This window comes from Alphaproteobacteria bacterium (assembly GCA_020638555.1).
Classification (GTDB): domain Bacteria; phylum Pseudomonadota; class Alphaproteobacteria; order Bin95; family Bin95; genus JACKII01.
Genome location: JACKII010000001.1, coordinates 823,444 through 835,532, shown reverse-complemented (window position 1 = coordinate 835,532; position 12,089 = coordinate 823,444). Strand labels below are relative to the sequence as shown.

At 68.2% G+C, this 12,089-nt stretch carries 12 protein-coding genes; 9 read left to right on the top strand and 3 right to left on the bottom strand.

Annotated elements, in window-relative coordinates; translation table 11 throughout:
• Positions 1-84 precede the first annotated feature (84 nt).
• The 5 genes from H6844_03940 to H6844_03920 are packed head-to-tail and all read left to right on the top strand — an operon-like array spanning position 85 to position 3,568.
• The gene (locus H6844_03940) at positions 85-846 is read left to right on the top strand and encodes a succinate dehydrogenase/fumarate reductase iron-sulfur subunit (protein MCB9928555.1); all 762 of its coding nucleotides are present in this window, start codon (positions 85-87) and stop codon (positions 844-846) included.
• Positions 846-1,175 (top strand): succinate dehydrogenase, encoded by a 330-nt coding sequence (locus H6844_03935; protein MCB9928554.1) that lies wholly within the window; start codon positions 846-848, stop codon positions 1,173-1,175. Before H6844_03940 ends, H6844_03935 begins: the two co-directional genes overlap by 1 nt.
• Positions 1,176-1,179: 4 nt before the next feature.
• Positions 1,180-1,428, top strand: coding sequence for a hypothetical protein (locus H6844_03930; GenBank protein MCB9928553.1), 249 nt, complete (start codon positions 1,180-1,182; stop codon positions 1,426-1,428).
• On the top strand, positions 1,422-1,772 hold the full coding sequence (locus H6844_03925; protein MCB9928552.1) for a succinate dehydrogenase: 351 nt from the start codon (positions 1,422-1,424) through the stop codon (positions 1,770-1,772). Before H6844_03930 ends, H6844_03925 begins: the two co-directional genes overlap by 7 nt.
• 20 nt (positions 1,773-1,792) lie before the next feature.
• A complete protein-coding gene (locus tag H6844_03920) occupies positions 1,793-3,568 on the top strand; it encodes an FAD-binding protein (protein ID MCB9928551.1) in 1,776 nt (591 codons plus the stop codon).
• A 60-nt stretch (positions 3,569-3,628) separates the two neighbouring features.
• On the opposite strand, the gene H6844_03915 is transcribed toward H6844_03920, so the two are convergent.
• Entirely contained in the window at positions 3,629-5,977 is a 2,349-nt protein-coding gene (locus H6844_03915; GenBank protein ID MCB9928550.1) for a tetratricopeptide repeat protein, read from the bottom strand.
• Positions 5,978-6,173: 196 nt separating this feature from the next.
• Here H6844_03915 and H6844_03910 point away from each other — a divergent pair, with 196 nt between their 5' ends.
• From H6844_03910 to H6844_03900, 3 genes are all read left to right on the top strand, one after another.
• Positions 6,174-7,628 (top strand): acyl--CoA ligase, encoded by a 1,455-nt coding sequence (locus tag H6844_03910; protein MCB9928549.1) that lies wholly within the window; start codon positions 6,174-6,176, stop codon positions 7,626-7,628.
• 94 nt (positions 7,629-7,722) lie between these two features.
• A complete protein-coding gene (locus H6844_03905; protein ID MCB9928548.1) occupies positions 7,723-8,451 on the top strand; it encodes a hypothetical protein in 729 nt (242 codons plus the stop codon).
• Complete coding sequence (locus tag H6844_03900) at positions 8,388-9,389, top strand: hypothetical protein (GenBank protein MCB9928547.1); 1,002 nt, start codon at positions 8,388-8,390, stop codon at positions 9,387-9,389. Before H6844_03905 ends, H6844_03900 begins: the two co-directional genes overlap by 64 nt.
• Positions 9,390-9,751: 362 nt before the next feature.
• On the opposite strand, the gene H6844_03895 is transcribed toward H6844_03900, so the two are convergent.
• Positions 9,752-10,522 carry a glucose 1-dehydrogenase gene (locus H6844_03895; GenBank protein MCB9928546.1) on the bottom strand — a complete coding sequence of 257 codons (771 nt, stop codon included), beginning with the start codon at positions 10,520-10,522 and terminating at the stop codon, positions 9,752-9,754.
• A 59-nt stretch (positions 10,523-10,581) separates the two neighbouring features.
• On the bottom strand, positions 10,582-10,800 hold the full coding sequence (locus tag H6844_03890) for a hypothetical protein (protein ID MCB9928545.1): 219 nt from the start codon (positions 10,798-10,800) through the stop codon (positions 10,582-10,584).
• Positions 10,801-10,923: 123 nt separating this feature from the next.
• On the opposite strand from H6844_03890, the gene H6844_03885 reads away from it, so the two are divergent.
• Positions 10,924-11,970 carry a TIGR03617 family F420-dependent LLM class oxidoreductase gene (locus tag H6844_03885; protein ID MCB9928544.1) on the top strand — a complete coding sequence of 349 codons (1,047 nt, stop codon included), beginning with the start codon at positions 10,924-10,926 and terminating at the stop codon, positions 11,968-11,970.
• The last annotated feature ends 119 nt before the right edge of the window (positions 11,971-12,089 follow it).

Below are 12,089 nucleotides of genomic sequence, written 5' to 3'. Positions count from 1 at the left end.
TGGCCCGCGGTGGCTGCGACAATGGACGTTTCAGCCGTTTATCACCTTGCGTCCGCCCCCGGCCGCCCCGATACTCGCGCGACCATGCGTTCCGCCCCCCCCTCCCCATCCCCATCGCCGGCCGCCGCGCCGGACACGCTCACCGTCCGCGTCTGGCGCGGCGGCGAGGACGGCGCGTTTCAGACCTTCGCCGTGCCGCGCCGCGAGCATCAGACCGTGCTGGACGTGGTGACCCACATCCAGCGCGAACTGGACCCGACGCTCGCCTATCGCTTCGCCTGCCGGGTCGGCATGTGCGGCTCGTGCGGCATGACCGTGAACGGCCGGCCGCGCTGGACCTGCCGCACCCATGTCGACACCGCCACCGGCGGCGGCGACGTGCTGGAGCTGGAGCCGCTGCGCTCGCTGCCGGTGATCCGCGACCTGGCCACCGACATGACGCCGTTCTTCGAGAAATGGCAGGCCGCCCAGGGCCGCGCCACCGGCTCGCGCAGCCGGGCGGAGGAGCCGCACGCCATCGATCCGGCCTCGCCGCGCCGCCAGGCCGCCGATGCGGCGATCGAATGCATCAATTGCGGCGTCTGCTATGCCGCCTGCGACGTGGTGGCGAGCGACCCGGACTATCTCGGCCCCGCCGCCCTGAACCGCGCCTGGACCCTGGTGAATGACGACCGCGAGGCCGACCGCAAGGGCGTGCTGGCGGCGGCCATGGCCGGCGGCGGCTGCCATTCCTGCCACTCCCACGGCTCCTGCACCGAGCATTGTCCGGTGGACCTGAACCCGTCCCGCGGCGTCGCCGGGCTGAAGCGGCTGTCGCTGCTCGCCATGATCGGAGGCAAGGTCTGATGCCGGTGGTGCTGTTCCTGGCCCAGCGGGCCAGCGCGCAGGTGCTGGCGCCGCTGGTGCTGGTGCATCTGGGACTGGCGATCTATGCCATTCACGGCGGCCTGAGCGCCGCGGAAATCCTGGCCCGTACCCAGGGCTCGCTCGGCTGGACGCTGTTTTATGGCCTGTTCGTCGTGGCCGCGTCCGTGCATGCGCCCATCGGCCTGCGCAACGTGCTGCGCGAGTGGCTGGGATGGAAGGGAATGAGCGTGGATCTGGCGCTGGCGGCGTTCGGCCTGCTGCTGCTGGGGCTCGGCTTCCGCGCCGTCGGCGCCCTGACGGGGGTGTAGGCCGATGCGATCAGACATCCGAACATTCCCAGCCGGCGCGCCCGACGTGATCCGGCCGGAAACGCAGAATTTTCGTGCTTTCCCGGACGCGATCCGGCCGGAAACGCAGAATTCCCGTGCTTTCCCGGACGTGATCCGGCCGGAAGCGCAGAATTCCCGTGCTTTCCCGGACCTGATCCGGGATCCCTGGCCGACGGAGACGCTGACGGAGATCCCGGATCGCGTCCGGGAAGGCGGGGTTTCGCCTTGCTAGGCCCCCGCTCGCAGCATCATCGCGGCCGCTATGCGGCCTTGGCGCACCGGCTGTCCGGCGTGCTGCTGGCCGTGTTCCTGCCCTTTCACTTCCTGGCGCTCGGCCTCGCCATCGAGGGCGCGGCGCGGCTCGACGGTTTCCTGGCCTGGAGCGACCGCCCCCTGGTCAAGATCGCGGAATGGGGCCTCGTCACCCTGCTGGCGGTGCATTTGCTGGCCGGCCTGCGGGTGCTGGCGCTGGAATTCCTGCCCTGGCGCGATGCCCGCAAAAGCTGGATCACGGCGGGCGGCGTGATCGCGGCGGGCACCGGCCTCGTCTTTCTCGTCAGCGCCCTGGCCGGCTAGCGGCCGACGGAGAGCCCCCCATGACGTCCACCGTCCTCGAGACCCTCCAGACCGATATTCTGATCGTCGGCGCCGGCGGTGCCGGCCTGATGGCGGCCCTGCACGCGGCCCAGGCCAATCCGGACCTGGACATCACCATCGCCGTCAAGGGCCTGCTGGGCAAGTGCGGCTGCACCCGCATGGTGCAGGGCGGCTACAATGTCGCCATCAACCCCGGCGACAGCATCGAGCGCCATTTCATGGACTCCATCGTCGGCGGCAAATGGCTGCCGAACCAGGACCTGTGCTGGCGTCTGGTCACCGGCGCGGTCGAGCGCATCCGCGAGTTGGAAAACGAGATCGGCTGCTTTTTCGACCGCAACCCCGACGGCACCCTGCATCAGAAGGCCTTTGCCGGCCAGAGCTTCGACCGCACCGCGCACAAGGGCGACCTGACCGGTATCGAGATCGTCTCCCGTCTGATTGAGCAGATCTGGGCCCGGGCGAATGTCCGCCGGCTGGAAGAGCACCGGGCGCTGGCCATCGTGCCGGACCGGGATGGCCAGGCCTGCGCCGGCATGCTGCTCGCGGACATGCGCACCGGCGCCTTCAAGTTGGTGCGGGCCAAGGCGGTGCTGATGGCCGCCGGCGGCGGGCCGACCATGTACCGCTACCACACCCCGTCCGGCGACAAGGCCTGCGACGGCATGGCGATGGCGCTGGCGGCGGGGCTCACGCTGCGTGACATGGAAATGGTGCAGTTCCACCCCACCGGCCTCTTGGCGGGCGAGGACACGCGCATGACCGGCACGGTGCTGGAGGAAGGCTTGCGCGGCGCCGGTGGCTATCTGCTGAACGGCGACGGCCACCGCTTCATGCTGGACCGCAATCCCGCCGGCGAGCGGGCGACGCGCGACATTGTCAGCCGCGAAATCTACCGCGAGATGCGCGACGGCAAGACCACGCCCCATGGCGGCGTCTATATCGAGATGAAGCATTTGGGGCCGGAAAAGGTCGCGAAACTGTTCAAGGGCATGGTGCAGCGCTGCGCCGACTGCGGCTTCGACCTGGCCGGCGGCCGGGTCGAGGTGGTGCCGACCGCGCACTACATGATGGGCGGCGTCGTCTTCAACGTTGATGCCACCACCGCCCTGCCCGGCCTGTTCTGCGCCGGCGAGGACTCGGGCGGCGTGCATGGCGCCAACCGCCTGGGCGGCAACGGCGTCGCCAACTCCACCGTGTTCGGCGGCATTGCGGGCGAGAGCATGGCGGCCTTCGTCGCCGGGGAGCCCGGCTGGCGCGAGCCGGACCTGGCCGTCGCACAGGCCGCGGCCGCGGCCTCGCTGCGCGCCTTCGCCCTGCCGAAGGGCGACCTGAACGGCCTGCGCAAGCGGCTGCTCGACATGATGTGGGACGAGGCCGGCATTATCCGCACCCGCGATTCGCTGGACCGGGCGCTGGTGGCGCTGGACGGGTTCGAGGCCGAACTGCTTGGCACCGGCATCCCGGATGCCTCGCCGGCGTTCAACCTGACCTGGCACGACTGGCTGAACCTGGAAAGCCAGATCACGATCGCCAAGGCGATCACCCACGCGGCGGTCGCGCGCGAGAACAGCCGCGGCGCCCATTTCCGCGACGACTTCCCGGACGAGGGCGACCTGGACGCCAGCTATTTCACCAAGGTGAAGCTGGCGGGTGCCGATGCCACGGCCGGGTTCGAGGTGACGACCGAGCCGGTGAAGTTCACCATCGTCCGGCCGGGCGAAAGCCTGATCGAGGGCGGCGTCGGGGCGCCGGCATTGGCCGCCGGACCGTAAGGCCCGTTTCCGCCGGCCGGTCCGTGGGGGCCTGGCAGGCCCGGCGCAAAGCGGTTGCGCTTACGCTTGCAGAAATGCGCGCACATCGGCTCCGACGGCGGCGATGACCCGATCCCAGTCGCCGGGTGCCGGCTGCCGGTACAGCCGGGCGGTCGGATACCATGGCGAATCGCTGCGCTTCAGCAGCCAGCGGTAATCCGGCGCGAACGGCAGCAGGATCCAGACGGGCTTGCCCAACGCGCCGGCCAGGTGGGCAACGCTGGTATCGACCGTGACGACCAGATCGAGGCACGCGATCAAGGCCGCGGTGTCGGCGAAGTCCCCCATGTCATCGGCATACCGTTGGATGTCCGACCGCCGTTCGAGCCTTTCCCGTTCGAAATCGCGGGGCTCTTTTTGCAGGGAAATCAGGTCGCAATCCATGCGTTCGGTGAACCGCAGGAAGGTTTCGATGGGGATGCTGCGGTTGGCATCGTTCGCATGGTCGGCCGAACCGGACCAGCACAGACCGATCGTCTTCTTCTCGGACGCCAGCGCCTCCCGCCATTGCCGGACTTTCAGCGGGTCGGCGCGGAGATAGGGGATGGGCGCCGGTACGGTTTCGAGCGTGGTGCCGAAGACATGGGGCAGACTCATCACCGGGCAACAGGCATCGAACGCCGGCAGGCACTCTCCCCGGGCTATGACCCGCATCGGGCCATCGAGGGTCGACATCAGACGTGTGAGCGGCTGCCGCACCTCGAACACGATCTCGGCACCCAGCCGGGCGACCAGCGGCAGGTAGCGGGAAAACTGGATGACATCGCCGAACCCCTGCTCGCCATGGACAAGGATCGTCTTGCCGGCGATGTCGAAATCGCCTCGCCAAGCGGGAGCGGCAAAGCGGTGATAGTCCGCCTTCAAATCCGCCTTTTGCATCCGGCTCTCATAGAGTTTCCAGCCCTCCCGGTAATCGCCCTTCAAGATCAGGGCCAGGGACCGGTTCCATTGCGCCTCGACATAATCCGGCGCCGCCGCAAGCGCGCGTCGGTAACACGCGATCGCCTCATCGACCCGACCCAACTTCTGCAAGGCAGTGCCGAGATTGTTGTGGGCTTCGGCATAGTCGGGCGCGATGGCCAGGGCCTGCCGATAGAAGGCGAGAGCCTCGGCGGGCCGGCCCTGATCCTTCAGCAGATTGCCGATATTGTAGAGGGCCTCGGCAAAATCCGGCTTGATGGCCAGCGCCTGGCGGTAGGCAGCGAGGGCCTCGTCGGGCCGACCTTGGTTTGCCCGGGCAATTCCGATGTTGTTGTGGGCCTCGGCATAGTGCGGGCGGATCGCCAGCGCCCGCTGGCAGGCGCGGATCGCATCCCCGGGCCGGCCCAGATCTTTCAGCGCCGCGCCCATATTGTTGTGGGCTGCCGCCAGGTCGGGCTGAAGCGCGAGCGCCCGCCGGAAACAGGCGATGGCGTCGTCGAGCTTGCCCTCGCCCATCAACGCATGACCGAGATTGTTGTGCGCGTCGGCAAGATCGGGCCGGACCGCGAGCGCCTGCCGATAGGCGGCGATGGCCTCGGCCGGCTTGCCCTGACGCGCCAGGGCATTGCCGATATTGTAGAGCGCATCGGCACGATCCGGCTGGATTGCCAGCGCCTGCCGAAACGCGGCGATGGCCGCGTCCGGCTTGCCCTGAGCCATCAGCATGTTGCCGATATTGGTGTGCGCATCGGCATGGTCGGGCCGAAGCGCGAGCGCCTGCCGATAGGCGGCGATGGCCTCGGCCGGCTTGTTCTGACGCGCCAGCGCATTGCCGATATTGTAGAGCGCATCGGCTCGACCGGGTTGGATTGCCAGCGCCCGTCGCAACGCCGCGATGGCCTCGGCCAACTTGCCGTGGTCGAGATACGCCGCGCCGATATTGCAAAGCGCATCGCCATAGTCCGGCCGGGCCGCGATTGCTTGCCGGTAGGCAGCGATGGCTTCGTCGATCTTCCCCTGCTCCTTCAGGGCAAGGCCGATATTGTGATGGGCTTCGGCCAGGCCCGGCCGAAGCGCGAGCGCCCGGCGATAGCAGGCAATCGCCTCGTCCCGTTGCCCTTGCCGCAACAGGGTGTTGCCCAGATTGTAGTGCGCGTCCACCGAGTGCGGATTCAGGGCGCACGCCTGCCGGAAGCCGTGCACGGCCTCCGCCGACTTGCCGAGGCCGTCGCTGGCGGCCCCCCAAATGTTCCAGAGACCGAAGGAACCGGGATGGCGCGCGAGAAGGGCGTTTGCCAGCGCCCAGGCCTCCGGCAGGCGCCCCTGGTTGTAGGTCGACAGGAGTCGGGCCAGCTGGTCCTCCGGCACGGTGGCGACCGCAGGCGCCGGCGCCTTGCGAGCCTCCAAGGCGGTGAGCGCCTGCCGCTGCTCGACCGTAAGGCGTGCCATTCTCTCTCCAATCGGTTCGCGCCGCCGGGCGATTACAGAATGTTGACGGGCCCGCAACCGGGCGAGGGGTCTTGGCCGCATTCGGCCCTGCCTCCGCCGGTCTTCGGCCTGGACCAAATCCCGCGCTCCATATAAACAGCCAATACCGACAAACTGGATACCTTTAAAGAACATTTCGGTACACGGAGCCGTTTTCATGGAGAGACCGCCGGTAACCACGTTCGACTATCTGAATTTTCATGCCGTCAATACGCCAGATCGCTTAGTTTTTATTCTCGATGATGCGGAAATTACCTATTCGCGGTTCGCGAACGATGCGCTCCGGTTTACCAAGGCTCTTGCCGACCTGGGGGTCCGGCGCGGGCAGATCGTCGCGATTCACCATCCGCACTTCTACATCGCATGGCTGCTGACCATCGCTTGCGACAATCTGGGCGCCGTCTCGACAACCGACGACGCCAAGTCCTGGCAGCATGCGCGCTTTCTCTACGATCATGTGGATATCGCCCTGTCGGACTCGCCCGTCGAAGGACAGGCTCCGTTCCGGCACCACCGTTTGAGCGATGACTGGGTGCATACGGTGCTGGCGATGGACCTGGCCGCCGCTGCGTCCCAGGCCCTGCCGCTCCCCGAATGGCAGGATCCCGTTCGCATCAGCCGGTCGTCCGGGACGACGGGCATTCCAAAGCTCATTTGTGTGACCCGGCAAATTCAAGAACTCCGCTTGAACGAAGACATCCTGACCTCGGGCCTGAACCCCGACTCCAGAATGCTGATCATCGGCGCGGTCTTCGGCATTAACAGCATGCTCCGCTGGTGCCTGATCTGCTTCAAGGTCGGTGCCCTCCTGGTCAAGGTTTCCGATCGCGCGGGCGCGCTGCGCCGCCATGGCATCACACATATCTGGGCGCTGCCGCTGGAGTATGAGCGCCTGCTGGGCGAACTCCCCGCCGACGCCCGGCCGAACCCTCACCTGATCGCCGAGTCCGCGGGTGCCGCTGCCTCGCAGTCCCTGCAAGAGCGCATCATTGCCAAACTGACCCCCCGGCTCCGCAGCATGATGGGCGCCAACGAAGCCGGCTTCGTGTTGCGCATGCAGGACGCGGGGACCGGCATCCCGCTGCCGGGCGTCGAACTGGAAATCCGGGACGAACTCCACCGGAAAGTCCCGGATGGGACGGCGGGCCTGATCGCGCTCCGGAAGCCCGGCCTGATCGATGCCTATTTCCGCAACGAGGAGGAGACGCGGCAGCGGTTTCGCGAGGGCTGGTTCTATACCGGCGATGCCGGCGTCATGATCGGCCCCCGCAAGGTCAAGCTGCTGGGGCGGGCCGACGACATGGTCATCATGGGCGGGGTGAAGGAATCGCCCCTGGCCCTCGAAAACACGCTGCGCACCGGCGCCGGCGTCAGGGACGCCGCCGTGGTCTCGATCAAGGACAGTGACGGCGGCGATCTCGTCTGCGTGGCGCTGGTGACGGAGCCGGGCGCCGATATCGACCGGCTCAAGGCCGGCATCCATGAAATCTGGGCGCCGTATCGCGTCCGGATCGCCATTGACCTGATGGACGACCTGCCGCGGACCGACAACGGCAAGGTCAGCCGCGCGAAAGTGCGGGAGATCTTCCAGGCGCAATCGCCCCTCCCCTGAGCCGCGTCGGGCGCCCGGCGCAATCCGGATTTCCGGTCGGGGCGGGAATTCGCTATCATGTTCTTTCCGCTCCACATTCCAGGGAGGCAGCGGCATGAGCTATGTGGCGGACGCAGCGCGCGACACGCTGAAGGCTTCGGGTGTCGCACTCCGGCAGGCGCGGCGGACCCTGTATCTGGCGGCGGGCGTGCTGGCGCTGCTGCATCTGCTGACCGTCGCCCCCTATATCGCCGCGTCCAAGACGCTTGCGGACATCGAGGCCGCCATGGCGGCGAACCGGGCGCTGCTCGCCGCGGTCGACCCGGGCGTGGCCTCGCTGGCGGAGGCGGGCAAGCGCGCCCAGCGCCGGCTGGAAGAGACGCTGCGTGAGGCGACCGACGACATGATCGGCCGCTTCAACGCACTCCGCCCCCTGATCGCCGAGGCGCAGCAGGGCCGCGTCCTGCCGGCCGCCGGCCTCGCGCGGGCCGCGCCCTCGCCGCGGCAGGTGGCCGGTGCCGGCCCCTCGCAACGCCCATGCAGCAGCAACTGCCACCGCAGGCGCAGATGGCGCCGCAGGGGCTTGCGTTCCAGGGCCTGCCGCCGGCCAACATGCCGCCGCAAATGCAGATGCAGGCGCAAATGCCGGGCCAACCGCAAGAACAGTTGCAGCAGCAAACGCAAGGCCCGAGCCAACCGCAGGAACAGTTGCAGCAGCAAACGCAAGGCCCGAGCCAACCGCAGGAACAGTTGCAGGAGGTCCGCCCGCAGGCCCCGAACATGGCCTTCCGCCCCGCGGGCGATCCCTCGTTCGCCGTCAGTCCGGCGCTGCACGAAATCCTGACCGCCGTCGCCGAGAATCGCCGCGACGCCTATCCTCTGATGGCTGCCTATGGCCGGGACGCCATCGTGAAGCCGGCCTATGAGCGGGCAGAGCGGGTCTGGGCGCGCGAAATCCGGCCGGCCTACGGCAAAACCCTCTCGGCCGTGGTGCAAAGCGCCCGCAATGCCGCCGCGAGTGCTCCAGCCGAAGCCGCGGCGACCGCCGCCGACCTCCGCGCCGCCGCCGATGCACTGGAGCAGCGCAAGGCCGCCATCGACACCGTCACCATCAGCCACGACACGCATGTGGACGCTTCGCTGGACTCCGACTGGTGGTTCACGGTCCAGGGCAAGGCGGCCTATGCCGGCGCGGTGATCGCCAGCATCCGGGACCAGCTGGACGCCGTGCTGGGGGTGGCGAGCGGCGCGACGGCCGACATCCAGCGCACGCTCACGCTCCAGGCCAGGCTTCAGGACGAGATCAAGACGGCGCAGGACCGGCTGAAGGAGCAGTTCACGGCCCAGCGCAGCCAGCTTGCCTCGCTCTCCGGCTTCGGCGGTGCGCTGCCGGTCGATCTCGCGAGCTTTATCGGCCTGTTCCCGCTGGTGCTCGGCCTCGTGCTGGGCCTGCTGCTGTTGCGCGCGGCGGAGGAACGGCGCCAGGCGGCCCTGGCCGCGGCCGATCTCGCCGGCTCGCCCGACGCCGAGCCGGCGACGCGGCAATGGCTGATCCGCCAGGCGCTCGGCGCCAGCGGCTGGCTGCCGCCCGCGGCGCTGACGCTCGCCCTGGCGCTGGCGGGTGCCGCCTGGGTCTGGTTTGCCGGCACCCAGGTGCAGGGCCTCCAGCCCGCACCGGTGCTGCGCCCGGAGACGAGCGCCCTGCTCGGCAGTGCCGCGATCACCGCGGCGGCGCTCTGGGACATTGTCGCGGTGTGGCGGCTGGCGCGCGCCCGCGTCTGAACCAAAACCCCGGAGCCAATTCGGTTCGGTCGTTCGAACACACCTTCGGCCTGAAGTGCCCGGCAAAGCCGAGCCGTGAAGGCGCGGCCGAGTGCAGCCCCGGCCGGGCGCTTCGAGGGCGCCTCAGGCGCCACCTCAGCGTGAAGGGAAGAGACGGATCAGGCGAAAATCGAACCGAAATTGCGCTCAATCGGAGTTTTTCGCGCTGGCTCACACCCCATCTCCCCTGTCCTCGCGCAAGCGGGGACCCATGCCTGAGAGACAAATACAGAGCCCGTGTCCTGTGAGAAGCCCTCAGGCATAGGCTCCCGCCTGCGCGGGAGAGGGGGCAGGAGAGTGGGTCGACCAGGACCGAATGTGCGCTAGATATAAATCGAGAACCCGCCGTCCACCGGGATCGACGTGCCGGTGACGAAGTCCGAGGCGGGGCTGGCGAGGAACACGGCGATGCCGGCATGGTCCTCGGGCTTGCCCCAGCGGCCGGCCGGGGTGCGGTCCAGCACGCGCTGGTGCAAGCCGTCCACCTGCTCGCGGGCGCGGATGGTCAGGGCGGTGTCGATCCAGCCGGGCAGGACCGTGTTCACCTGGATGTTGTCCTTCGCCCAGGAACTGGCCAGCGACTTGCCCAACTGCACGATGCCGCCCTTGCTGGAGGCGTAGGGCGCCGAAAACGAGGCGCCGAAAATCGACATCATCGAGCCGATCATGACGATCTTGCCGCCGCCCTGCGCCTGCATCAGCGGATAGACCGCCTGCGAGCAGACAAAGGCGCTGGTCAGGTTGGTGGTCAGCACCTCCTGCCATTCGGCCAGATCGTAATCCTGCGGCTGCTTGCGGATGGCGGTGCCGGCATTGTTGACCAGGCAGTCGATGCGCCCGAACCGGGCCTTGGTCGCATCGACCATGGCCCGGCAGGAGGCCGCGTCGGTCACGTCCACCGTCACCGCATCAGCCTCGGCGCCCAGATCCTTCAGTTCCGCCACCGCGGCGGCATTCTTGTCGGCATTGCGGCCGGCGACCATGATCGCCGCCCCCGCCTCCGCCATGCCGCGGGCCATGCCGAGGCCGATACCGCCATTGCCGCCGGTCACCAGGGCGACGCGGCCCGACAGATCGAACAATTTCAAAGACATGAACCCGGATCTCCTGCAAAGGTGTCTGCGCCCGACCCTATCGGCTGGCGCGGCCCGGCTCAATAGGGGTTTTCCAGGCTCTCCACCAGCCGGCGCAGCACGTCGCGGATCTGCCCCTCGTCGGCGCCCATGATGACGGCGTCTTCGAGCGCGTCCTGGGCCATTTGCTGCAATTCCTCCAGGTTCTCGTTCAGCACCTTGATCTTTTCGCGGCACGAAAGGGCGGTGCCATCGGGCGCGCGCCAGACGTCGGGAATGAGGGGGGCGGAATCGGACATGGGCGAACGGCTCCCGGTTGGCAGAAGGCGGTGTTGCCGGGCAATATGGGCCGAACCGCGCGGGCGTTCCAGTCCGCGCCCCCCTTCCCGGCCAAAGATCGCCAACCGAGGACCGCCCGGCCCATGCGCATCGTCACCACCATCCCGCAAGACAATCTCCGCAAGGTGCCGGAGGCGGCCCGCTCGGTCGAGGCGCGCGGCTTCGACGGCATCGTCACCATGGAGAACAAGCACGACCCCTATCTGCCGCTGGCGGTCGCCGCCACCTGCACCGAACGGGTGGAGCTGGCGACCGGCATCGCCATCTCGTTCAACCGCTCGCCCATGAGCGCCGCCAATGTCACCTGGGACCTGTACGAGGCCTCCGGCGGCCGGTTCGTGCTGGGGCTGGGCACCCAGATCCGCGCCCACAACGAAAAGCGCTTCTCCGTGCCCTGGACGCCGCCCGCGCCGCGCATGCGCGAATACCTGCAAGGGCTGAAGGCGATCTGGCGCTGCTGGGAGAGCGGCGAGAAGCTGGACTATCAGGGCGAGCACTACACCTTCACCCTGATGACGCCGAATTTCGTGCCGGAGAACACCGTGCCGGGCGTGCCCAAGGTGACGCTGGCCGCCGTCGGGCCGGTGATGATGCGGGTCGCGGCCGAGGAGGCGGACGGCGTGCGCCTGCACCCGTTCTGCACCCGCAAATACATGGAGGAGACCATCGTCCCCCGCATCGCCCGCGGCCTCGCCAATGTCGGCCGGGCGCGGGAGACGTTCGAGGTCTCCGGCGGCGGCTTCATCGCCACCGGTCCGGACGACGAGAGCGTGGCCAAGGTGGCGGAATGGGTGCGCTACCGCATCGGCTTCTACGGCTCGACCCCGGCCTATTACCCGGTGCTGGCCGCTCACGGCCAGGAAGAGCTGGGCCTGAAGCTGAACCACATGACCAAGCAGGGCCAGTGGGACAAGCTCGCCGGCGAGATCTCCGACGACCTGCTGCATCTCTGCGCCGCCATCGGCCGCCATGACGAGATCGCCGGCAAGATCGCAGAACGCTTCGGCGGCATCAGCGACACGGTCTCTGCCAGCGCCTCGGCCGAAATGGGCAGCGACATCCCGCCGGACGTGTTGCAGGACATCCAGCGCATCCCCAGCGCGTTCCGCGGCCACCAGTCCGCGGGCTAGAGCGTTTTCGGTCCCGGTTGAACCCATCTTCCGCGCAAGCGGGAGCCCATGCCTGAGAACTTCTCACAGGACACGGAGTCTGAATTTGTCTCTCAGGCATGGGTCCCCGCTTTCGCGAG